The following is a 24,291-nucleotide window of genomic DNA, read 5'->3' on the forward strand; positions in this document are numbered from 1 at the left end:
GCCCCTGATGTTATTCTTACTTGTTGCTCTCTTTCTCAACATTGCCAATCGAAATCTGGCTGCAGAGGAAATTGATCCGGAAGAAGACGATTATCCCCCCGGTCTATTAGGAACTTACCAGTCTGGGAACACGCAGATTCAGCGGATTGATCCCGATATTGCTTTTGACTGGGGAAAACAGGCGCCCTTACCTCAGATTCCGGCAGAACGATTTTCTGCAGACTGGACCAGCCTGATCCTCGTCCGACAACCTGGTGACTACCAGATCTCTGCTTATCTGGAAGGGGAGCTCACCGTCGAAATTGACGGCAAAACGGTTCTGGAAGGCAAACGCGATACCGCCGGCTGGATCGTCGGAAAAAAATACAAACAGAATTTTGGTGAATTCGAACTCAAAGTCGCCTATCAAAAAATCTCGCCACAGGCACGCGTGCAACTGTTCTGGTCTTCGAATCGGTTCGGACTCGAACCGATCCAGGCCAACATCCTCTATCGCGAAGAGGGGAATCCCGAAGTCGCACAGATCTGGCGCGGTCGCACTCACTTCGACGCGCACCGCTGTAACCGTTGTCATCAACGCGAACAGCAACTGACCAGTCCCGCCGCCCCTGACCTGACGCATGTCACAACGGCACTCAACCCGGAATGGCTGGTTCGTAAAATTCAAAACGACAACGCTGTCTCCGCACATGCCAAGATGCCTTTCTTCGGCTTTGATGACCAGGAAGCGGAAGCCATCGCCGCCTATCTGTATGCCAATACGAAATCGGCATCGCTCAGCAAAATCCCCGCTCCCAAAAAAGACAAAAAAACGAAGAAAGCTCCTACGCATGATGAAGAACAGCGTGCCGGCGAAATCCTGATGCGTTCTGTCGGCTGTCTTGCCTGTCATACGATTGACGGTAAAGGCAATCAGCAACCCTTCAGTGGCGGCGATCTCAGCAGTATTGGCGACAAACGCGAGACACAGTGGTTTTACACCTGGCTCTCTGACCCGGCGAAACTCAATAAAGACCATCGCATGCCGGTCATCAAACTCAGTACCACCGAACGCCGCCAACTGGCCTATGCGCTCTCAGAATTGAAACAGGCCGATCTCCCTGAAGGTAAAAAACCACCAACTGACAAATCGCTCATCACAGAGGGAAAAAAACTGATCACCCAGGCCCGCTGTGCCGCCTGCCATACGATTCCCGGCATTGAAAAACCGACTCAGCAGATCGTCGATCTTTCCAAGTCTACTGAGGACTGGAAAAACTCCTGCCTGGCTGAAACCCCCGACCTGAAAAAGGGGCGCCCCGCCTATCGTACCATCGACCGGGAAGCCGTCATCGCCTATCTCAAATCAAGCGCTGGAGCCCCCTCTCCGGAAAATGAATTCGACCGCGGTCGCTATGTTCTGGAACAGCGCAACTGCATTTACTGTCACGAAAGGGATAAACACGAAGGCATCACCCAGATCGCCGGATCTATGGCCAAGTTCGATCCCGCGCTCGCCGGACAGAGTGAAGGCATGATTCCGCCCGCTCTGACTGCCGTCGGCGACAAACTCAAACAAGAAGCCCTCTCAGAAGCCGTCAGCGGCGAACAGAAAAAAGTACGCATGCCCTGGCTGCGTGTCCGCATGCCTCGCTTCCAGCATACGAAAGCCGACAAACAGGCACTCCTCGCTTATCTGGTTGCCCATGATCGTGTGCCCGCCGATGGTCCGCGACAGCCCGGATTTATGGTTGATTCGTCCGACCAGGATCGTGCGCAACTGCTGATTGCCGGCCAGACCATCACCGGCGCCAAAGGCTTCAGCTGTATCTCCTGCCATGTACTCGGCGAATACGAACCGCGCAATGTCGCGCTCGGAACCCGCGGTTCTGACCTGCTGATGCTCGGCGACCGGATGCGAAAAGAATACTTCCTCCGCTGGGTGCACAACCCGCTGCGGATCGTGCCCGGCATGGAAATGCCTGCACTCAAGAAAAGCGTTCCCAAAGTACTGGGAGGCGATATCGACCGTCAGCTGGACGCCATCTGGCTCGGATTAAATGATCCCCAGTTCAAAGTCCCGACGAACCCCTCCGTTGTGGAGCAGTTCTTTACCATCGCTGCCGGCGAACCGGCGCGGATTGTCCGCGATGTCTTTACCAACCCCAAAGAGACCGGCGGTGGCTATGTATCCCGCGCCTTTGCGGTCGGCTTTAATAACGGACACAACCTGCTGATTGATCTCGATCAGTTCTCCATCGTCCAATGGACGCTCGGAGACCTGGCCCACCAGCGTACCGAAGGCAAAAGCTGGTACTGGGACATGGCCGGCTCACCGATCATCTCCGGCTACGATCGCGGTTTTGAATTCGTGCTGACTCCCACCGGTAAGAAACCCGCAGCGGCCGTCTATCCACAGCTCCAGAACGGCCTGGCAGGCTCGCTGCGCAGCTACGAATCTCAGGGCAATCAGGTCAGCCTGAATTACGAACTCAATTTCAAAATCGGTGATAAGACCACGACCGTTGCAGTGACCGACACCTTTAAAACGCTTTCCGATCAACCAGGCCTGACGGGATTACAACGCACGGTCAAAGCGGGCAATCTTCCCGAAGGCTACTCTCTCCATATTGGTCGGCCTCGATTCTCTGCGAGCATCGGCAGCCCTCAAATTACAAATCCGGACAAACCCGATGCCACCTGGATGCACATCACCGATAATAATTCACACGAATTTATGCAGGCGGACACTCCCTCATCCGGCCATGCCAACCTGACGCTGAACTACCTCTGCAAACTCAATGCAGAGGGGCTGCAGGTCAAAACCAAACCCCAGCCCAAACCGGAAATTGAAACCGTCACCAGTGCGCCTGGCTTTGATGGCGTGCGACTGCCTCTGGATGGCGGCATCATGCCCACGGCCCTCGCCTGGCGCGAAGATGGCACAATGATTTTCACCTCGCTCAAGGGAGACGTCTATCTCGCGAAAGACACCGACGGCGATGGCGTGGAAGATCAATTGACTCTGTTCGAAGAAGGGCTCTCCGCACCGTTCGGCATCATCGCCGATGGCTCTGATATCATTGTTTCTCACAAACCAGAAGTCATTCGCCTCTCTGATACCAACGGGGATGGCAGAGCAGACCAGCGTACGATCATCGCCACCGGCTGGGGCTTCAATGATAACTACCATGACTGGGCCACCGGCTGTATTCGTGACAGCCAAGGCAATCTGTATGTCGGCTTAGGCAGCGATTATGCCCAGATGAAACGCCCCGACGATCAAATCAACTGGCGCGGCAAAATTCTCAAAATCACCTATAACGGCAATCTCGAAATTCTGGGTCACGCCTTCCGCTATCCCACGGGACTGGCAATCAACTCCAAAGATGAAATCTATATCTCCGATCAACAGGGCGTGCAGAATACGTTTAACGAAATTAATTTACTGATACCCGGGAAAGCCTACGGCGTTCCCAGCCAGTCTGACCTGCGTAATAAAGAAAACCTCGAAGAAACCCGCGCCGCCATCCAGGTGCCTCACCCCTGGACACGCAGTGTCAACGGTTTAACCTGCATACCGAAACAGTTCGCATACGACAGTCTGTTCGATCAAGGGCTGGGCTGCGAATACAATCAACGTTTCCTGATTCGCTTCACCACACAGAAAGTCGGCGATACCGTTCAGGGCGCAACCTACTATTTCACCCGCGCGGATGTCCCCCCCGATGAACACAACTTCGCCGGCCCCATGTCGGTCGCCGTCAGTCCGAAAGGTGACATCTACGTCGGCAGCATCCACGACAGCGGCTGGCTCGGAGGTCAGAATACCGGTTCGATCACCAAACTGACTCCCAACGGCAAACTGCCGAACGGCATCAAAGAACTCCGCGCGACTCCCGATGGCTTTGAACTTGAATTCTTCGCCCCCGTCGATGCGAAAAAAGCCGCCGACAAAGAAGCTTACTCCATCGCCGGCTACACCCGCGTCTGGAGCGGCAGCTACGCCAGCCCCGACAGCGGCCGGTATAAAGTCGAAGTGGAAGACGTAACTGTTTCCGACGACAGGAAAACGATTCGCCTGCAGGTCAACGAACTCAAAGAAAAGTTCGTCTACGAAGTCAACTGCCAGCAGATCGGCACAGGAGCTGAAACACTCTTCCCGGTCACCGGTCACTACTCAATGAACCAGATTCCAGAGTAACCGGAAACAGATCGGGAATGTTGATTTTCCAGACGTTGGGCTGATTTTCTGTGGCCGCATAGGTCTCATGAGTTGGCCTGTCCGGTATGAATCCATGAATCTGTTTCAGCGCAGTAGGTGTTTTATTAATTACCAGAGCGGGATCGATCGAGAGTTTCTTGAAAGGCGAAATAATTGCCCCCTGTCCTGGTAACATGAAGCTGATTGTTTCAAGCTTGCCTCTATTGAACCTTACACCTTTTGTGCTGCTGAGCGAATTGATCTCAGATATTTTATTGAATTCATGCTGCGCTATCAGGTAGATTGTCGGCGGATGATACACACCTTGCAGAATTTTAACAGTCGGATGCCAGTCCAATTGCTGTACATCAAACTTTTTAATGCTCCCGTCTGCAGCAAGCGGACAGGAAACCGCCCGCTGATTTTCCACATCAATCAGGTAAACATTTCCCTCGGATTCCTGGTCCAGGTCATGTGAATAGACCCATCGACGTCCTTGGATCTCCTGATAGGAACTCAATGCAAACTGTTCCGATACGTTAGATGAAATACTCACTCGATGTCGAAAGTCACATAGCAGATAATTTTTTTCTTCAGGCATATTCTGCCAGTTGACCTGAAATTGAACTTCCACCTTTTCTGGAGCATGCGCCGGACAGACGATGGTCTGTTCAAACTTTCGGCCGGGAATCGTGGTGATCAGCTCAGCCTGAGGAGACTCTCCCCAGGGTGCTTTCAGCGTCAAAAGATATTTACCCCAAGGCAGCTTTCCAAAATCCAGCAAGCCATTTTTGTCACTGATCGCTTCAACAGTAAAAACAGGGTTATTGCCATCACCCTTGGATAAGGTCCCTTCAAATCCTATAGCCGGTTGTTCCTCACTCCCCTCCTGCACCAACTGAAACAGAATTGGCTGCAGTTCCCCCGACGTTTCAGCTGATGATTTCTCCTGTGCCTGCTTGAACTGCTCCAGCATCTGCAGATTAAACGCCCGGCTTTCCTGCATCATCGACCAGGCAATGCCCACTACCGCGATACAGCACACCGCCATCACGGCAGAAATTCCGGTCAAAATTCGTTGTGACATAATTCTCTCCTTCATCGCGTCCAGCCAGAGTTGGCGGGCGATTTTGATGGGATCGCCGAAATGTTGAATAACACGTTGTCTCGCCAGTTGTTCGTCTGAGTTCTTTAACAATTCGCGATTCAAAGCACACGCAAAGTGGTCACTGAGTTCGTCGATTATATCCTGCCGGAGCGATGACGGTTCATCGTCCCGTCGCGGTGGAAAGTCTTCAATGCTGATCTCAGGCCAGGCCACTTAGAATTCCTTCTTTAATTGAACATCTCACAAACAGTTTTAGTCTTACTGAAAAGAATCGATCACAGAAACGAATTCTACAGTGGGGGGGGTATCTAACTCGGGAAGCGTCATCTTCCAGATATTGGAATCTGCCGTTGATGCATCGAAGCGGATTGCATCAGGAAACTGAACTCCACTGAGTTTATTCGCGACGACGCCATATCTTTGCTCAAGCAACTTTTGTGCTTTTGGTTGCATTTTGATTGATTCAAAGGGACGAACCAGCATGCGAGGGCCCGCATTACGGGCTGCCAGAATTCTCATCTCACGCGTATCATCAAGTTTTACGACCCCGAAGTACTCCAACCGGTTCAGCTCAGACAACCGGGACAGATCTTTGTTCTGTAACAGATAAAGTGCAGGATCTTCGTAAATCCCCTCTTCCAGTTTTACGGAATCCTGTAGTTTTAATTGCTCCGGATTCAGATCAATAAACATCCCGCGTTCATCCAAGGGACACGCTACCACCTTGTTCATTTTCAAATCGATCAGGTAAACTCCCTGATCCGGATGATCGGCCAGGTCATGAGTATAATACCAGTATGAACCTTCAACCTTTCGCGGCGTAACCAGGGAGAATGTATCTTGTGTTTTGGAAAGTATCCGATTTCGAAAATCACACAACAGATACCCCTGCTCTTCATCGGTTTGTTTTGTCTGATCAACTTCAAAAACGACCGAGACTTTTTCAGGCGGTTGTGCGGGGCAGACGATAGTACTCTCATACTCGCGGCCGGGAATGGTGGAGATCATTTTCGTTTTCAGATTCTCGCCCCAAGGAGCGGTGATGGTCAATTGATACTGCCCCCAGGGGAGACGTTTAAAATTGAGTTTACCCGTTTCGTCGCTGATCGCCTTGACCGTGAATGTGTCGGTCTTACTGCCTCGCTTTGTCAGCTGTCCTGTAAAACCGCTTGCCGGCTTCAACTCTTTACCAGTCTGGACCAGCTGAAAGGTGATGGGGCTCAATAAATCTGAAATGGATGCCGCCTGACCAGTCTGCCTCTCGTTTAACTTTTCCAGTTGTTTCAGAATCTGTTGATCCACTTGAGACGCTGTAACAGATTGAGGTCGATCTGCTAAAGCAGCCAACTGCTCCAGCATTTTCAAATTCAGACGTTCATTCTGTTTCATCATCGACCAGGCAATTCCCGCCACGGCAATGCAACAGACTGCCGCGGTGACAGAGACTCCGGTCATAATGCGTTGCGACATGATTTTCTCCTTCATCGCGTCCAGCCAGAGCTGGCGGGCAATTTTGATGGGATCGCCGAATTGATTTAGTACACGCTGTTTCGCCAGCTGTTCGTCTGAGTTCTTTAACAGTTCCCGATTCAGGGCACACGCGAAATGGTCGCTGAGTTCATCAATGATGTCCTGCCTGAGTGATGACGGTTCGTCGTCACGCTCGGGCGGAAAATCTTCGATGCTGATCTCAGGCCAGTTCACGTTCTACTCCTGTAGTTAGCAAACGATTTTTGAAACCGTTTATCTTAGAATAAGCCCTGACCCGCACCGCCGATTCTCTGGGGCATCTTGAGATTTTCCAGGTAAGGTAATTTGATTTCCCAGAGATTTTTCTCGTCTTGAGATGCTGTAAAGACAAGGCGCTTTGATAATTCGATCCCGTCTGCATACCGTGGTGCTTCATTCACGTTCATCAGATCAACCTGGGTTAAATGAATGGGGGCATTTCGAAAGGGGAGCATAAGAAAAGTATGAGCTTCGATTGTGCCAAACCCCTCTGTTCCTCCCATCATTGCACGATATTTCAGACTATAACTACCGACGTTAGATCTACTGTTGTTTAAAATGTTATAGTTTTGCTTTTCATTCAATTCCGTCAGCCTCTGTAAATCGTTTTTCTGAACCAGAACCAGATCAGGCAAAACATGTTTTCCCTGACTCATCTTTACCGAGGTGGTTTCGCCCAGATGCTGCATATTAATGTCTTTGTATTCTCCGTCTTTAGCTAAAGGACAAGCTGTAATTAAATTCTGATTATTGATGAGATAGACACCAGTGGAATCTTCAGTCGGATCCTGTTGGTAAATCCAGTTTTTATCTTGAATGAGTCTACTGCTCTCCACCTGCTGCTTCCGGCCTGAGGCATGACGCAAGTCACATAACAGAACCCAGTCTTCTGCGTTGAATTCGCCAGGCCATTTCACTTGAAACTGGACGGGAACTTGTGCCGGCACCGCAGCTGGGCAAATGATTTCCTGTGAATAATTCCGTCCTGGGATGACCGAGACATGCTGATGAAAAGACTCACCCCAGGGAGCATTCAAATTCAGTTGATATTTCCCCCAGGGTAGTTTCCCAAAATCGAGTTGCCCCTCTGCATTACTGGCGGCTTCCAACGTGAAAGTCTCTGAAGGAGTTCCGTCTTTTATCAGTGTGCCCGTAAAACCGACTGCAGGTATTTTGTCTTTGTTGTCTTGAACGAGCTGGAAGGAGATCTGATTCATTCCCTCAACTGTAGCACTGGCGGCAGCCTGTTGTTCCTCTCTCAATTCCTTCAGTTGATCCAGGATCTGCTGTTCTCTACCAACTGCTGCAACGGGCTGAGGTCGATCGGCGATCGTCGCCAGTTGTTCCAGCATTTTCTGGTTCACCACCCGGCTTTCCTGCACCAGGATCCAGGCAAAGCCCACCACGGCGATACAACACACCGCCATCACAGCAGAGATTCCGGTCATAATACGTTGTGACATGATTTTCTCCTTCATTGCGTCCAGCCAGAGCTGACGGGCGATTTTGATGGGATCGCCGAAGTTTTGAATAACACGTTGTTTCGCCAGACTTTCGTCAGAGTTCTTTAACAGTTCCCGATTCAGGGCACACGCAAAATGGTCGCTGAGTTCATCGATAATATCCTGACGCAGCGATGAAGGCTCATCGTCCCGTCGCGGTGGAAAATCTTCGATACTGATCTCAGGCCAGACCACTTTGAGCTCCCAGAATGCGTTCGATGGCTGAGGAGAACTGCTTCCATTCCTGTCGTTTCTCGTTGAGCGCTTTCTGCCCCTGGATCGTCAGTTCGTAATATTTCCGTCGACGACCATCGACTTCTCGCCAGAACGACTTCAACAGTTTTTTACGCTGCAGCTTATGCAACGCCGGATACAGACTCCCCTCTTTCAGCTCAAACTCATTGGCTGAACGATTCGTGACGCGCTGCGTAATTTCATAGCCATAAGTGGGCCCTTCGGAAACCAGTTCCAGAACGAGCATCTCCATGGTGCCTGCAAATAATTGCGGATTCATCGCTTATCCTCCGATACATAGGATGACTACATATTCCATATATAGCCGCTCTAGGTATTAACTGTCAAGAAGTTTTTTGGAAAGAAATCACCAGGGGGTGAGCCCGAATGTAATTCGGGCCGAGCGCAGCGAGCAGGAGGTCCCAGCTTACGAGATTAATTCACAACAGAGAAACCCAATTGTTTGAATAAATGAGCTTGAGGCACACGCACTCTCCACATAGTCTGCACTGCGACCTCCTGTTGCCTGCGGCAATACCGGATTCCATCCGGTACTACCCTGACTGTTTTCTGTTGCCATCGAAAGCGGGCACGAATTGAACCTCACCAGGCATGCGGACACATGACCCGCAACCTGCGCCAATTGAAGTAAGGACAATCAGACTGTTACACACCCCGGGCTGCGTTGGCGCAGAACTGGTAGTAGACTTCTTCCGATTTCAGCAGCTCTTCGATGTCAATCCATTCATCGACGGTATGCGCCTGGGCAATCGAACCGGGACCGAACACCATTGAAGGGACCCCTCCCTGATTCACACGGGCCGCATGCGTGCCATAAGGCACACCCACTTTTTTGTGGCCTGGTTCCAGTTGATCAATGACGGACAACAGTCGGTCGCTCCATTCTCCATTATTATGATCGGACAGGGAAACTCCGGTGATCCATGGCGGCAGCATCTCGAATTCGAATGGGAGTGTCTGCTTTAAATATTCTTCCACCTGGTTCATAACCTCGATCCCGTCTTCGCCGGGAATGACGCGTCGGTCAATTTCGATGGTACACCAGTCAGGCACGATGTTGACACTTTCGCCCCCTTCGATCACGCCAACACTCAAGGTCGGCGGACCACATAAAGGGTGTGCATCCCGAGCTGCGAGTTCATCCGCGTGCGTCTGCAGCGCCTTGATGACATCCGCCATCTTGTAAATGGCATTCACTCCATCGTTGGGTTGGGAACTATGGCAGGCTTTTCCCGTCGTCTTGATTTTCCAGCGGGTGGCGCCCCGATGTGCTACGACAATATCCAGCATGGTCGGTTCGGCAACTAACCCCAGATCGGGAGGCTCGGTCAGAATTTGACTCAGGCCACTCGGGTTTTCCCAGAGCTGCACCAGGTGATTGATGCCTTTGACGGTCGCTTCTTCATCACACGTGCAGGACAGAATCACATTCGCAGCATCGGGAGGATTGTCTTTGACCAGGCGGGTAAATGCCATCAGCATTGCCGCCATGCTGCCTTTGACATCACAGGCGCCGCGGCCGTAAATCTTTCCGTCTTTTTCCGTGCCTTCAAAAGGAGGGACAATCATGCCTTCGACGGGAACGGTATCCTGGTGAACATCCATCAGAATCGTGGGGACACCCGGTTTAGGAGCCGTGCGGGCAATGACGTTATTTCGACCGGGAACGACTTCGATCGATTCATATTCGACCCCCAGTTCTGCAAAATAATTGCATAAAAACTGGGTCAGCCTGCCTTCGAAGTAGATATCACCGGTAACAGCGCGACCCATCGGGTTCACGCTGGGAATCGCAATCAGTTGTTTTAACAGCCTAACGGCATCCATCGACATTTCACCTCTCATCAAGCTCTCTATTCACGCCTAAAAGCACTTTATTGCGCAGTAATTCTCTACGCCAAGTGTCCCTCATGGACGGATCGATTTCCACTGATACGGCAATCCGATTCGTCAGATGGTTGAATTTTGTGTTGTTGACAGGCTCTAATAGGAAGAATTGATGTCCCCCATTTTGCTGAACTCTTACTCCAAGGAGTCTCCGATGAAAAACATACTGAACTGGACTGCAGTGGCTCTGATGCTTTCCCTGTCTGCTGCGATAACACAGGCGGAAGACCAGGCCGAGATCCCCGGCGTAGGCCCCGTCAGCAAGCCCGTTAAACTGTTTACTGATTTCAAATTTACGGAAGGCCCCGCGTTTGATCTGCAGGGAAACCTCTATTTCACGGATATCCCCGATAATAAAATCTATCAGGTCGACACAAAAGGAAAACTGTCCACTTTCCTGGAGCCCTCCAATCATTGCAATGGCCTGATGCTCGATGGGTCAAACAAGCTGCTGGCCTGTGAAATGGACGGACGCCTGGTCAGTATCAACCTGAAAAACAAAAAAGTCACACCGCTGGCTCCGGAATACAAAGGGAAGCGATTCAACGCCCCCAATGATCTCGTCATTGATCGAACAGGAGGCATCTACTTCACAGATCCTCATTTTCGGGCTCCTGAACCACTGCCACAGGGTAAAGTCGCCGTCTACTATCGCTCGGCGGAGGGCGAAGTCACGCGTCTGGTGGATGATTTAAAAGCCCCGAACGGTGTGATCCTTTCCCCTGATGAAAAGACACTCTACGTCATTCCCAGCATGTCAAAAGAAATGTGGGCTTATCCTGTGACTGCTCCTGGTAAAATCGGCAAAGGCCGTGTTTTCTGCAGCCTGAAGCAGGAACCTGGGACGCCCGAACCAGGCAGAGGCGGCGATGGTCTGACGATCGATACCAATGGAAATCTCTATATTACCTCGGGGTTGGGACTGCAGGTTTTCTCTCCTGAAGGGAAACTGCTGGGCATTATTCAAGTCCCCGAAAAACCCGCGAATGTGACCTTTGGCGGAAAAGATAATGCGAGCCTGTTCATTACCGCACGCACTTCGCTGTATCGTGTCGACACCAAAGCAAAAGGGCACCGTTTTCCCGGTAAATCCTCATGATACCGGCAATGCGACTTGTTCCATCTGGTTCGATAATGAGTGAACCGGGATAAACTAAACGCTGGTCTGGCTGAAAAGCCGATAAAAAGACCAGCGTTTTTTTATGGAACCACGCTAATCTGCAGGCAGTTGCCTGTTTCGTTCGATTCCGTTCAAAAGTTTTTCCTGATTATCATCTTCCCTGTACGCGGGAATTGTGCTGGCTTTCTTAAGAAGTCATAATCGAAACTGCTGCTCGCAAATTGAAGAAAATCATCTGAAATAAGTCTGAAAACATACGTTTTTTCCCGTGACTCGGTTGGAGTATTGTGTCCGATGTCTGTTGAAATTAAAGTCCCCTCGGTGGGGGAATCCATCTCCGAAGTCCAAATCGGAGCCTGGCACGCCGCTGAAGGAAAATGGGTCGCTCAGGACAGTGAAATTGTCGAGCTCGAAACCGATAAAGCCACCTTCGATGTGCCCGCTCCGCTGGACGGGATCATTATCGAAATCCTGAAAAAAACCGGGGAGATGGCAGCCGTCGGTGAAGTCATCGGCTATCTCGAAGAAGCAGAACGCCCCGCAGGAGCTGAGGATCCTGCTCCGGAAAAGGGCCCGGCCAAAGCAGAATCAGCGTCTGCTCCCGCTGCCAGTCAAGGCGCACCCGCCGGATCCGGTGATCGAGTCATGCCGGCTGCCGCACGTGTGATGGCGGAAAAAGGGCTGAGCCCTGCGGATGTCAAAGGGACTGGACCGGGGGGACGAATTCTGAAAGAAGACGCCCTCAGCTTTCAGACGCCCAGCGGTTCAGACAACGGTGCCTTCCGCGAAGAAGAAATTGTCCCCATGAGCCCGATCCGCAAAAAGATTGCGGAACGCCTCGTCGAAGCGCAGTCCAACGCCGCCCTGCTGACCACATTCAACGAAGTCGACATGTCAGCCGTCATGGATCTGCGGGCCAAGTACAAAGATATGTTTCTCAAGAAATACGATGTTAAACTGGGCTTCATGTCTTTCTTCATTAAAGCCGTGGTTGATGGCTTGAACCTCTATCCACAGATCAATGCAGAAATTCGCGGAACCGACCTGGTCTTCCGCAACTACTATGACATCGGCATCGCCGTCGGTGGTGGTAAAGGACTGGTCGTTCCCATTCTGCGCAACGCAGAGCGACTCAGTTTTGCGGACATTGAACTCAAAATCAATGACTTCGGCCAACGCGCCAAAGCGAACAAGATCAGCCTCGAAGAACTTCAGGGGGGCACCTTCACCATTACCAATGGTGGTGTGTACGGATCACTGCTCTCCACTCCGATTGTGAACCCGCCTCAAAGTGGTGTGCTGGGTATGCATGGAATTCAGGAACGCCCTGTCGCCATCAACGGCCAGGTCGTGATTCGTCCCATGATGTATATCGCTTTGACTTACGATCACCGTGTCGTTGACGGTCGGGAAGCTGTGGTCTTCCTCAAACGAGTCAAAGAGGTCCTGGAAGAACCATCACGCATGCTGATGGAAGTCTGAGAATCAAACGCACATCTTAAGAGGCTTGGAAAGGTTTCCTGTCACTGCAGGAAAATGAGAAAATGAACCACGATCTGGTTATTATCGGTGCTGGCCCCGGTGGCTATATTGCAGCGATCCGTGCTGCTCAACTGGGTTTAAATGTCGCCTGTATCGAAAAAGAACGCATGCTCGGCGGGACCTGTCTGCGAGTCGGTTGCATCCCCAGCAAAGCGCTGCTCGAATCGAGTGAGCTGTATAAAGAAGCAGAGCACACCTTCAAAGATCGCGGCATCAACGTCGGTTCGCTGTCGCTCGACCTGGAGAAAATGCTCAGTCAGAAAGACCGAACCGTCAAAACCATGGGCGGCGGCATTGATTCCCTGTTCAAGAAAAACAAAATCACTCGCTACTCCGGTCACGCCACAATTACAGCACCGGGAAAAGTCTCTGTTGATAACGGAGAAGAAAAAACCGAGCTGGAAGCAAAATACATTCTGATTGCCACCGGCAGCGAACCATCCACTCTGCCGGGAATCGAACTCGACGGCGACCGCGTGGGGACAAGTACGGAAGCACTTTCCTACGACCAGGTTCCCAAACATCTCGTTGTGATCGGCGGCGGTGTAATCGGCCTGGAATTAGGTGCCGTCTGGAGTCGCCTGGGAGCGAAAGTCACCGTACTGGAATACCTGGATCGCATCCTGCCTACCACGGACTTTGAAATCGCCAAAGAGGCACAGAAGATCTTCGAAAAACAGGGAATTGAATTCCAGCTCGGCTGCCGGGTGACCGGAGTCAAAGCAAATCGTAAAACCTGTGATGTCGAAATTGCAGATGCAAAGTCCATTCGCTGTGAGCGTGTTCTCGTTGCGGTCGGCAGACGTCCGAATACGGAAAATCTGGGTCTGGCAGAAATCGGTATCGCCTTGGACAAGCGGGGATTCATTCCCGTGAATGACCATTACGAAACCGCCGTCAAAGGCATTTTCGCCATTGGTGATGTTATCGGCGGAGCCATGCTGGCTCATAAAGCTGAAGACGAAGGAGTTGCATTCTCCGAACGTCTGGTGACAGGTTACGGACACGTCAACTACGATGCCATTCCCAGTGTTGCTTATACCAATCCGGAAATTGCTGCCGTCGGAAAAACGGAAGAACAACTGAAAGAAGAAGGCATCGAATACCGTAAAGGAGTCTTCCCCTTCATGGCTAATGGCCGTGCCCGCGCCATGGGTCAGACTGAAGGCAAAGTCAAGATGCTGGCAGACAAGCAGACCGACCGTGTCCTGGGGGTTCACATCCTCGGGCCTCGCGCCGGAGATCTGATTGCCGAGTGCGCCGTCGCGATGGAATTTGGGGCCAGCAGCGAAGATATCGCCCGCTGCTGTCACGCACATCCGACATTAGCAGAAGCGGTCAAAGAAGCAGCGTTGGCCGTAGATAAACGGGCACTCAATTTCTGAGATGTCTGATCGCCGCTGTCACTTTTCCGACACGACATTATCCACTCCTGCTGAAAATCTGGCGCTGGATGAGAGCCTGTTGTATCAGATCAATCAACAGGATTCTCTGGGTTGTCTGAGAATCTGGGAAGTGGACCAATATGCGGTTGTCCTGGGCAGTTCGAATCAGATCGCTGAAAATGTGAATCAGGCGGCTTGCCAGCAGGATCAGATTCCCGTACTCCGTCGCTGTACGGGCGGGGGAACCGTTTTGCTGGGACCGGGCTGTTTTATCTATTCGTTATTCCTGCGAATTACAGCCGAACAGCATCTGGCCGGTATTGAAGCCACGACGCGAGAAATATTGAATCGTATCTCCGGAACCCTCAATCAACTCAAACCAGAGCTGATGGTCGAAGTGCGTGGCATCAGTGATCTGACTGTGGAGGGACACAAATTTTCCGGGAATTCCCAGCGGTGGCTAACCACCACGCTCCTGCATCATGGCACGATTCTCTACGATTTTGATCTCGACCGCATTCCCCGGTATTTAACCAGCCCCGAACGTGAACCCGAATACCGATCCCGCCGCGATCATCTTGAGTTTGTCACTAATTATGCGATCAATCCTGCTCAACTCAGAGACTCGCTGATCAAATCCTGGCAGGCAACTGAACCGGAACCCGTATTGCCCCTCAATCGCGTGCAACAGTTGGTACAGGAAAAATATGCGACCGAGAACTGGAATCTCCGTCGCTGAGTCAGGACAATGCCTCCTGAACAGGTTCATCGAGTTCTTTGATTACCGGATCGGTAAAGTGCTCTTCAATGACCCGCATTTTTTTCCAGTGTCCTGCCTGGAAGCGAATCAGGTAACCAAATCCTAACACGCCAATATAGGCAGTACAGGCGGTCCAGCTGCCAAATATTTTTTCGTCAGCGTATTTCCAGATCAGAAAGGTCGGAATGACCATGATGGTCCAACCCGTGATCAGTGAATAGATCATACAGAACCGGGTGTCGCCGGCTCCGCGAATCGCCGATCCAAAGATCACGGCCAGCGCATCAAATAATGAAAATAACGCAGCAAATCGCAGCAGAACAAACGTCATCTGCCTCACCTGCTGAAATTCTTCTGTCATGACTTCTGGTCGATATGGTCTGAGTAATAATTCGGGTAACCCCACATAAATGACAGCAAAAACGGACATATATAAAATCGAAACAATAAACGCTTTCCAGGTCGTCGTGACAGCCAGTTGTGGTCGTCCCTCGCCGATGCGTTTGCCGACCAGAGTCATCACGGCCGTTCCGACTCCCATCATAGGTACAAATGCCAGTGAGTTCAGATTAAAAGCGATCGTCGTGGCGGCCAGTTCAATCTTTCCAATTCGTCCGACCAGAACCACAAACAGCGTGAACCCGACAATATCGACGAAAAACAGCATACCATTGGGAAATCCATAGCGAATCAATCGCATGAGCAGACTCTGATTCCAGTGGTAATGATTGAGTAATCCATACTCCCGGGCTTCATGTCTGGCAAAGATGATCGCAGCATAAAAAGCCATTGTCGCTACATTAGCCAGTACGGTTGCAATGGCGGCCCCCTTGATTCCCATGGCTGGGATTGGCCCTGCCCCGAAGATCAGCAGGTAATCCAGGAGCATATTGACGAGTACCCCCGCCAGATTCACCCACATGACGACCATGGTTTTGCTGCGACCTGTGTAGAAACAGGAGAGTACGGTCGAAATTAATGAGGGACCTGATCCCAGGCAGAGAATCGAAAAATAATCGACTTCCAGGGTCTGGATTTCCGGCGCATGACCGATCCAGTGAAAAAAAGTACTGGAGAGAGGGATTCCCAGTAACAGAATGCCTCCCCAGATTAACGCCAGATAAAATCCCTGCCAGACCGATTCTGAAACAAATTGCTTCTGGCCCGCACCTTCATACTGTGCCACAAAGGTATTCACATATGTGGCCATGCCCATCGCAATTGACATGATGGCCCATTGAATCATGCCAGCAGGTAAAGCAGCAGCGACTGCATCTGTTGACCACCAGGACAGGAAGATACGGTCCATGACATGCATAATGGACAGCGAACCACAGCTCAGCACCAGGGGTATCGCCACATTCGCCAGTTCACGTAAACTTCCCGGTTGCACAAAGCCATTCTGATTTTTGAGGGACGAGGAGTCCATCTTGCACAATCCGATTCAGGATAAATGAGCGCAGAATACAATCGCCGGAATTGTAATAGCAGGGAAGTAGAAACGCAGACCGTCGGCTGGCAGCATATCACAATTTTCACACAAATGCCTCTACTCACGACACTCCCGATCTTCAATTAGTTCGCATTTCTCACAGCAATCACAGTCCGAATCTGCTGCATAAGACCTCTGGCATATTGTCCAGATACGCAGAACTTAAAATCTCGTCTGGACCTGATTTGCAATTCCTAGTTTAATTCACGGATTTCATCGAGTTTCTACCAATCCCGAACTCGTGAAATACCTGATTCAGGCAGCATACAACAGCATCTATCTAACGACATATTATAGACTTAGAGCAACACCACCTTACTCATAGACTAGAGTGAATCCTGTGAACAGTTTTACGCGATTAATACAATACGTCTGGCCCTACCGTAAAAGACTGGTCGTTTCCTTCTTCTTTGCGATCATGGTCGCGGTCCTCTGGGGGGCGAATCTTTCCGTCACTTTTCTGGTGGTCAAGGTTCTGCTGCAAGGGGAAACCCTGGGCGGATACGTACAGGACCAGATCAGTGAAACAGAAAAAACCATACAGGATAAATCAAGGGTCCTGAAGGACCTCTCCAATTCGATTCAGTCCCAGAATCCGATTGAGAAATCTGAAGAAAACAAAACTGACACCACACTCACACAAACGGACCTGGCAGCCGCCCCCGTCGATTTGCTCAGTGAGCATACCCGTCAGCAGACCAAGCTGAACTCGGCTTCGCAAAAACTGCTCGTACTCAAGTGGATCCAGACAAACGTCATCAGCCGTATCCCCGAAGATCAGTTTGACACCTTCGCAATCATATTGGGAGTATTGCTGATTACCACTTTCATCAAAGGCATCTTTATCTTCACGCAGGATGTCATGGTGGGCGGGGTCGTAGAACTGGTGACGATGGCCATCCGCAAGGAATGTTTTCGTAAAGTACTTGATCTGGATTATCAGAGCATCTCCTCTGAAGGAACGGCATCGCTGATGTCACGGTTTACTTTCGATATGCAGCAGCTCTCCCAGGGGCTCACCCTGATGGGAGGCAAGATTGTCCGGGAACCGCTCAAGGCGCTGGCATGTATCATTTTTGCCTTCCTGGTCAACTGGAGACTCACGCTGCTCTCGTTTGTGTTCGCACCACTGATTGCGATTGTATTTTACAAAATCGGTAAAACGCTGAAACATGCCAGTCAAAAAATGATGGAAAGCATGTCCCGGATTTATAAAACACTGGAGGAGTCATTCGATAGCTCTAAGGTCATCATCGCATTTAACGGCGCCCGTAAGCACCGCAACCGTTTTCATCATGAGAATAAAGAGTTCTTTAAGAAAGCACTCAGAATTCTCCGCATTGATTCGCTGACCAGCCCTACCACGGAAATGCTGGGACTGATGGCCATCTTTATCGCTTTGATTCCCGGCTCTTATCTGGTGCTGCGTCAAAAGACAGAAATCTGGGGGATTCAGCTCTCCGCAACCCCCATGGATATCGCCACACTTTCGATGATGTACGCCTTGCTGGCCGGGATTTCCGATCCTGCCCGCAAGATGTCCTCAGTCTATTCCAAACTGAAAAAAACAGCCGCTGCCCTGGAACGGATTTTCCAGATCATCGACCGCGAAACACTGGTCAAGGAAACGAATGAACCGCAACGCTTCCCTGCGGAAGTGCAGACCGTCAAATTCAATAAGATTGATTTCACTTACGCGCAGCGTAAAGAATCGACACGTAATAACGAACCGATTCTGGATGGCGTCAACCTCGAAATCAATGCGGGGGAAGTCGTACTCGTTGTGGGCGAAAATGGTTCCGGAAAATCGACACTCGTCAATCTACTCCCCCGTTTTTATGATCCCGACAAAGGTAACATTTTTATCAATGAAGTTGATATCCGGGATATCCGTTTGAAGGATCTGCGAAATCACATCGGGGTGGTCTCCCAGGAAACCATGCTGTTTGATGATTCGATTCTCGAAAACATCCGTTACGGTCGGCCGAATGCATCCCGACTGGAAATCGAATCCGTCGCCAAGAAATCTCATGTATCGCAATTCGCTGAACAGTTGCCAGATGGGCTGCTCTACAATGTGGGAGAAAAAGGTCACGAACTCTCCGGCGGACAGCGACAGCGCATTGCACTCGCACGTGCGATCCTCCGAAATCCGGATATTCTGATTCTCGACGAAGCGACATCCGCCATCGATTCGCAGAGTGAAATCCTGATTCATAAGGCCTTGAGAGAGTTTGCACCCGGCAGAACCGTATTTATCATCACACATTCTGTCGGTCAAAGTCTGCTGGAATTTGCGAACCGAGTCGTTGTCATGGATTCCGGCAAGGTTGTCGCTACCGGACCACATCACGCTCTCGTTGATTCCTGCCCGCAATACCAGAGCCTGCTTAGTGCTCAGGTCCGCCAGCGTTCTGCCTGAAATCGATCAGAACTCTGGCAACATATAGTACTGCAGGCTTGTGACACATCCGTTTTAATGAATATCTCGACTCACCGTTCACGGACGGGTATGATAATGCGCTGTTGATATGACTCCTTATCGTTTCATCCCTCGAAGCCACTGGAACTGTGAACCATGAAGTCGACGCTCGCTACTATTTTAGTCATTCTCGTTCTTGCCAGCCTGCTGAATTCAGAGACTCCCTTTTCCTTTGACACTAAAGTCGAGGCACAACCCCCCGTTCCAGTGGCAGAGCAAACACTTTCAAGAGCGATCGACCGCTATCTGGAAACAGAAGCCAGGCATGAAAAACGGCGAGCACACACACGTCGCCCCGACCACGAAAGAGAATCTGCACGACACCCGGAACTTGATGATCGCCCCGGGAATCCACACCCTCAAGCCCGTCGAGAGCATGAGCGTCATATGGATCAGCAACGACACCGGATTCAGAAAATACAAGTCGCAGCGGAACACCTGCAGGACGCTGGCCTCCCCGAACTGGCACATCAGGTACGCCGCGAAGCAGAAGAACAAGAGCAACGCCTGCAGCAACACCTGGAACACATGCATCATCCAGAGCATGGCCTCCGCCACGAAGTACGGGAATCGTTACAGCAACTGCGAAACGAGGTTCATGAACTGAAACGGGAAGTACACCAGCTCAAATCGATTCTTACAGAACGTGTGCCCCAGGCAGCTGAGTAATTCTATTTGATGACTCAGCTGCAGACGGGGAATTAAGCAGATACAAATTGCATCGTGTACTGGCAACCAGTAGAATTATTTTAGACTGTGTCCGGTTTTACTGTTGCGTCTCCTGGAACAATGGAACCAATTGCAATAGTACGAAAGACACGATGTTAAAATGTGATGCACTCTGGAGAATCAGATTGCATCTGTTTCAACAGCTTATTCTTCCATCTGATACGCCAGAGATGCTTCGATGATCGATCCACTCCTAATCAAATGCCCACACTGTGTGGCCTCATTTAAAATTAAAAACAAGTCCGCATTTGGGAAAAAAGTGAAATGCCCCAAATGCGAGACCCCCTTCGTCATTCCGGAGCCAGTCTCCATTAAGTCAAGTTCGAGCAAAAAGAAGTCGAAGCCATCGACTCTCGCTGAGGAATTCTTTGGAGAAGAAAGTGAATCATCATTCAGCGTGCCCGACGATGAATTTGATAACTGGGAAGCAGATCTAAGTAACGGTCCAGCGGATAATAGATCACCCCCTAAGAAAAATGTGAGGCCTCCAGCGATTCCCCCTAAAATACGATCAAGGACTGGATCGACTCAATCGAATCGATTCCTGCCTTTAATCCTAGTCGCAGGAGGCATCTTGCTGCTCTTTTTCACATTCATCCTGATCAAGGTCTTCGTTCCACGGACCACTCATCCAGCTGCAATGCGCGATCAACTGGCGGGAGGAGCAGATCTAAGTGATGCGAAGAAATTGAATCTCCCTGCCGTTGACCATCTTGAAACAAATTGGCCTCACCAGGGAGTGCAAGGCGATCAGGTGTTTCAGGAACGTCAAACGGCATCCTCGGGCAAAGTGTATGATCTCGTCTGCCCTGGTGAAAAAACGGCTACGGGCAGTACTCAGAAATTCAAGGTTTATCTCCCCCCCAACATTCCTGAGAATACACAGGTCCCCTGCGTTCTGGTTCCTCCGGCAGGGGCAACTCTCTTAACGGGTATGGATATCGAACTGAACGATGTCTCTCTTGATTCGGAACATGAACCCTATATCAAAGCAGGTTTTGCTGTCGTCACATTTTCCATTGATGGATATATTGGCGACATCGAAAATACAACCAACGATCAGTTTGCAGCGGCTCATATGAAGTTTCGTAAAAGCCAGGCTGGAATCATCAATTGTATCAATGCGTTTCTCCAGGCTGAAGAAACGGTCCCGGGTATTGACCGCGATAATATTTTTATCGCAGGACATAGTTCCGCTGGTACACTTTCTTTACTTTTCGCTGAGTACTTCACCAACGCATTTCAAGATAATTCGCATCAACTCAAAGGTTGCCTGGCCTACGCCCCGGCAGTTGATCCGCGGGGGTTTTTCAAGGAAAACCTGCCCATCTTCAAAAGCATCATTCCAGATGTAGAAGAATTTATTCGTGTATCGGCTCCCGTCAATTATACCGAAAAGATTAATTGTCCGGTGTTCTTATTTCACTCAGTCGGCGACCAGGTCACTTCCTATTCGAATACAAAGATATTTGCTGCACAATTACAGAAACAAGGGATCGATGTCAAATTCGTTAGCAGTAGTGGCTTCGACCATTACCAGACAATGATTGACGAAGGAATTCCAAACGGGATCAGGTGGATCAAAGAAAGAATTACCGGACAGCAAAGACCCCAGCCTCGATCGACGCCTGATTCAACACCCAATACGACCCCGAAGGCGTTACCTGATTCCATGGTAGAGATCAATAAAAAAATCAGAGAACAAAGAGAGGCATCTCGCGCCAGAATCGAAAAAATGAAAATGCGATTTCAGAATCAGGAATTTAAGGACAAACCTGATCCCAGTATTCCTCAACAGAGGGTCATCTTTAAAGTCACAGGATATAACGATTTTTATACAAATGCGATGAAGAGCCAACCTGCTTTCTGGGCGAAATCCATTGAAGATAAAATGGAGATCAGTTTAGAACGACTTGTAGCGGGATATATCAAGAAATCAGTTCGACTCGATCTGCAGAATCAGTTACTCAGCTTCAAGTTTACCGGTAAACTTCCTGAAGACTTGCCGCAGCTCTGCGCACAAGACAACATGGCCAATGCAGTCACCCTGGATCGAGATCCGCCCGTCATCAAAAAAATAAACAATGACCCAAATTCGTCCGACAGCAGCCAGGGGCTATTGTTCAAAATCTTTTCCGCAAACGGCATTAGATTTGATAAAAATAATGCTGCCCGGATTGCAGAGATCAAATTGAAGCAACTGGATCGCTATATTCCTGGCTCACTAAAAATCAATTATGAAGATAAATGGGTCTTTATCAGAGCCACTGGTGACAAAGAAATTAACTATCAGGTGAATAACATTTTATCGGGTGTGGGGATTTCTATCGACTCAACGCCGACTCGTCTCACTCCCGAAAATATAACGAAATACGAGAATTACGGCGCAGCGACAGCGAATCCTTCCAAGATGTCAAACCCAGCGTCAACAGCAAGTCCAAGTAAGCCCAGTCAGAAATATGTCATACTCTACGGAGTTTACGGCGGTGATGACGCTAAAGAATCTGTGCAGCGCAGCCTGAAGGGATTTGTGTGGGTCGATCAGAAATCGATCCAGTTCAATCCTCATAAGAAAGAAATCTCGTTCACGAACAGAAGCCCCGTTGACATGGGGGCGCTGGAGCGTGCTTTGACAAGAAATAAATTCTATCAACTTGCAATCTCACAGGAAGCGCTGCCTGAAAAACCAACCGAGCCTGAGACAAAAGAAAAAGCCGCAATCAATTAGATTGTGTGCAGTTTTTCTGTAGCGTCTCCAGGATCATTGAAACCAGGTATTTCAGCCTGAGAGACGCTCTGGTCAAATGCGAAACGCGCCAGCCCCCGGCTACGCACGCGATTCAGGATTGCCCGACGATCTTTGAGATATCGATCAAATGCAGTTGTCGCCCCTCATTTTTGTGCGGACTGTCAATACAGACATACTTCGCATCGGGGCTGAAACGGGGATGGGTATCCACTCGCCACTCACCAGTATAGATGGCGGGAGAATGAAAATGTCCCAGATCAATTCGCTTACCAGAAGTGACATGGTACAGATGAGGTGTCTGAATCCGTGACTTCCCTTTGGGATAAGTATCATTCAGGATCCATTCATTGCCCGGCAGATAAGTCAGATGTCCGCCATTATCCAGCACTCCTTTTCCGACTTGCTGTAATTTTCCCTGCGATACATCTTTTACCAGAAAATCCCCCCAGGAGGGGCTGTCGGGAGTCGCTTTCGACTGTGTCAGAATATGTTGAGGATCACGCCAGATAAAATGTGAAACAAAACCATTATCCACAACCACTCGCACATCGCTGCCATCCAGGTTCGCCGTCACCATTCTCGAAAGACGTTTGCCATTCGGATATTGCCAGCGATGCAGCGTGATAAAGCGGGAGCCATCCGGACTGAACAGGAGATGATTGAAATAATGTTTAATGTCCTGCTGTTGATTGGGAATCGTGCCGGTTCGGGAAATTTCTTCCAGAGTCAAAATCAGCTCTCTTTTACCGGTCTCAAGATCTACTTTGAAAATCCCGGAATCTTGTGGAGCCAGATCTTTGAAATGAGGATCAGGAAATCCGGGATAACCATAGCCGGGCCGGACGTCTTGAACCCTGCTGAAATCCGGAGTGATCGCCGTTTTACCATCCGGGCTCACTGAATAAACCGGGGAAGCAACAGTGCGACCTTCACCGGTTTTTACATCCAGAATGCGGCTCACAAACTGCCCCTGCTCTCGATCGTTCCAAATGACTTTTGTTTTTGAGCCAGGCAGCCACTGCAGCATACACCCCTGCTGCCAGTTCCAGGCGGAAGATTCCCCCAGTTCGATCCAGCGATCCTGATCCTGCAGATCAACCATTCCGATTTTTATCACATCATCCTCTTTGGGTGAACGATGCTCAAACGCCACTTCCATCCCCAAAACATAGCGACTGCTGGGATCGAACTGCAGTTTGTCATAATATCCAAACCAGTGATGCCGGGGACCTTTGGTAATCACACGTGTGGGAGGAAACTCTGCTTTGTCAGCACAGGCAAGTCCAGCCAGAGCAGCTGAACCAGCGGTAGCAATCATGCTTGAGAGAAACTGACGACGGCTGACTGATTCAGGATTGATCATTGATTTTCTTCTGATTGAGATAACAGGAAGACTCTACACAGCACAGCTGCAACACGGAAAACCACTTTACTTCAGAGTAAAATAAACAGATCAGAAAAGCAACTGGATTCCATAATGCTTACTTTGTCAGGAGTTCCAACTGTTCGGAACAGAGGAACCAACTGATTTCGTACAATTTCAACGGAGGAGAACCTTCTTTTGAATCGGCATCGGCTTTATAATACT

15 protein-coding genes and 1 pseudogene are annotated in these 24,291 nt (G+C 50.1%); 9 read left to right on the top strand and 7 right to left on the bottom strand.

Annotated elements, in window-relative coordinates:
* The first annotated feature begins 7 nt into the window (after positions 1-7).
* Positions 8-4,183: a DUF7133 domain-containing protein gene (locus Pan161_RS21910; RefSeq protein WP_197995461.1), complete on the top strand. Its 4,176-nt coding sequence runs from the start codon at positions 8-10 to the stop codon at positions 4,181-4,183.
* Here Pan161_RS21910 and Pan161_RS21915 read toward each other — a convergent pair.
* The 5 genes from Pan161_RS21915 to Pan161_RS21935 all read right to left on the bottom strand — a co-directional run bounded on the left by Pan161_RS21915 (position 4,146) and on the right by Pan161_RS21935 (position 10,384).
* Positions 4,146-5,504: a prealbumin-like fold domain-containing protein gene (locus Pan161_RS21915; protein ID WP_145230862.1), complete on the bottom strand. Its 1,359-nt coding sequence runs from the start codon at positions 5,502-5,504 to the stop codon at positions 4,146-4,148. The genes Pan161_RS21910 and Pan161_RS21915 overlap by 38 nt on opposite strands.
* A 45-nt stretch (positions 5,505-5,549) precedes the next feature.
* Complete coding sequence (locus tag Pan161_RS21920; RefSeq protein ID WP_145230863.1) at positions 5,550-6,995, bottom strand: DUF1700 domain-containing protein; 1,446 nt, start codon at positions 6,993-6,995, stop codon at positions 5,550-5,552.
* A 44-nt stretch (positions 6,996-7,039) separates the two neighbouring features.
* Positions 7,040-8,497 carry a DUF1700 domain-containing protein gene (locus Pan161_RS21925; RefSeq protein WP_145230864.1) on the bottom strand — a complete coding sequence of 486 codons (1,458 nt, stop codon included), beginning with the start codon at positions 8,495-8,497 and terminating at the stop codon, positions 7,040-7,042.
* A complete protein-coding gene (locus tag Pan161_RS21930; protein WP_145230865.1) occupies positions 8,484-8,816 on the bottom strand; it encodes a PadR family transcriptional regulator in 333 nt (110 codons plus the stop codon). Before Pan161_RS21930 ends, Pan161_RS21925 begins: the two co-directional genes overlap by 14 nt.
* 386 nt (positions 8,817-9,202) lie before the next feature.
* Complete coding sequence (locus Pan161_RS21935) at positions 9,203-10,384, bottom strand: M20 family metallopeptidase (RefSeq protein WP_232103405.1); 1,182 nt, start codon at positions 10,382-10,384, stop codon at positions 9,203-9,205.
* A 214-nt stretch (positions 10,385-10,598) separates the two neighbouring features.
* On the opposite strand from Pan161_RS21935, the gene Pan161_RS21940 reads away from it, so the two are divergent.
* The 4 genes from Pan161_RS21940 (at position 10,599) to Pan161_RS21955 (ending at position 15,230) form a co-directional block, all read left to right on the top strand.
* A complete protein-coding gene (locus Pan161_RS21940) occupies positions 10,599-11,543 on the top strand; it encodes an SMP-30/gluconolactonase/LRE family protein (RefSeq protein WP_145230867.1) in 945 nt (314 codons plus the stop codon).
* 315 nt (positions 11,544-11,858) lie between these two features.
* Entirely contained in the window at positions 11,859-13,046 is a 1,188-nt protein-coding gene (gene odhB / locus Pan161_RS21945; RefSeq protein WP_145230868.1) for a 2-oxoglutarate dehydrogenase complex dihydrolipoyllysine-residue succinyltransferase, read from the top strand.
* Between the two features lie 62 nt (positions 13,047-13,108).
* Complete coding sequence (lpdA, locus tag Pan161_RS21950) at positions 13,109-14,491, top strand: dihydrolipoyl dehydrogenase (protein ID WP_145230869.1); 1,383 nt, start codon at positions 13,109-13,111, stop codon at positions 14,489-14,491.
* A 1-nt stretch (position 14,492) separates the two neighbouring features.
* Positions 14,493-15,230, top strand: a complete 738-nt coding sequence (locus Pan161_RS21955; protein WP_145230870.1) for a lipoate--protein ligase family protein — start codon at positions 14,493-14,495, stop codon at positions 15,228-15,230.
* Position 15,231: 1 nt separating this feature from the next.
* Here Pan161_RS21955 and Pan161_RS21960 read toward each other — a convergent pair whose 3' ends face one another.
* Positions 15,232-16,680 carry an MATE family efflux transporter gene (locus Pan161_RS21960; RefSeq protein WP_145230872.1) on the bottom strand — a complete coding sequence of 483 codons (1,449 nt, stop codon included), beginning with the start codon at positions 16,678-16,680 and terminating at the stop codon, positions 15,232-15,234.
* A gap of 403 nt (positions 16,681-17,083) precedes the next feature.
* Here Pan161_RS21960 and Pan161_RS21965 point away from each other — a divergent pair, with 403 nt between their 5' ends.
* The 4 genes and pseudogenes from Pan161_RS21965 to Pan161_RS21975 all read left to right on the top strand — a co-directional run bounded on the left by Pan161_RS21965 (position 17,084) and on the right by Pan161_RS21975 (position 22,682).
* Positions 17,084-19,165 carry an ABC transporter ATP-binding protein gene (locus Pan161_RS21965; protein ID WP_145230874.1) on the top strand — a complete coding sequence of 694 codons (2,082 nt, stop codon included), beginning with the start codon at positions 17,084-17,086 and terminating at the stop codon, positions 19,163-19,165.
* Positions 19,166-19,321: 156 nt separating this feature from the next.
* Positions 19,322-19,894, top strand: coding sequence for a hypothetical protein (locus Pan161_RS21970; protein ID WP_145230876.1), 573 nt, complete (start codon positions 19,322-19,324; stop codon positions 19,892-19,894).
* Positions 19,895-20,132: 238 nt separating this feature from the next.
* Positions 20,133-20,231, top strand: a pseudogene (locus Pan161_RS31450) (MJ0042-type zinc finger domain-containing protein); the annotation flags it as partial.
* A gap of 297 nt (positions 20,232-20,528) precedes the next feature.
* Positions 20,529-22,682 (top strand): alpha/beta hydrolase family protein, encoded by a 2,154-nt coding sequence (locus Pan161_RS21975; protein ID WP_232103406.1) that lies wholly within the window; start codon positions 20,529-20,531, stop codon positions 22,680-22,682.
* A gap of 112 nt (positions 22,683-22,794) precedes the next feature.
* Here the strand turns inward: Pan161_RS21975 and Pan161_RS21980 are convergent, their stop codons facing one another.
* Positions 22,795-24,066 carry a hypothetical protein gene (locus Pan161_RS21980; RefSeq protein WP_145230878.1) on the bottom strand — a complete coding sequence of 424 codons (1,272 nt, stop codon included), beginning with the start codon at positions 24,064-24,066 and terminating at the stop codon, positions 22,795-22,797.
* Positions 24,067-24,291: the final 225 nt, after the last annotated feature.

This window comes from Gimesia algae, assembly GCF_007746795.1.
Taxonomy (GTDB): Bacteria; Planctomycetota; Planctomycetia; order Planctomycetales; family Planctomycetaceae; genus Gimesia; species Gimesia algae.

Coding starts and splice junctions, on each gene's coding strand:
- Pan161_RS21980 (WP_145230878.1), bottom strand. CDS start 24,066: ATGATCAATCCTGAATCAGTCAGCCGTCGTCAGTTTCTCTCAAGCATG.
- Pan161_RS21910 (WP_197995461.1), top strand. CDS start 8: ATGTTATTCTTACTTGTTGCTCTCTTTCTCAACATTGCCAATCGAAAT.
- Pan161_RS21930 (WP_145230865.1), bottom strand. CDS start 8,816: ATGAATCCGCAATTATTTGCAGGCACCATGGAGATGCTCGTTCTGGAA.
- Pan161_RS21955 (WP_145230870.1), top strand. CDS start 14,493: ATGTCTGATCGCCGCTGTCACTTTTCCGACACGACATTATCCACTCCT.
- odhB (WP_145230868.1), top strand. CDS start 11,859: ATGTCTGTTGAAATTAAAGTCCCCTCGGTGGGGGAATCCATCTCCGAA.
- lpdA (WP_145230869.1), top strand. CDS start 13,109: ATGAACCACGATCTGGTTATTATCGGTGCTGGCCCCGGTGGCTATATT.
- Pan161_RS21935 (WP_232103405.1), bottom strand. CDS start 10,384: ATGGATGCCGTTAGGCTGTTAAAACAACTGATTGCGATTCCCAGCGTG.
- Pan161_RS21960 (WP_145230872.1), bottom strand. CDS start 16,680: ATGGACTCCTCGTCCCTCAAAAATCAGAATGGCTTTGTGCAACCGGGA.
- Pan161_RS21940 (WP_145230867.1), top strand. CDS start 10,599: ATGAAAAACATACTGAACTGGACTGCAGTGGCTCTGATGCTTTCCCTG.
- Pan161_RS21970 (WP_145230876.1), top strand. CDS start 19,322: ATGAAGTCGACGCTCGCTACTATTTTAGTCATTCTCGTTCTTGCCAGC.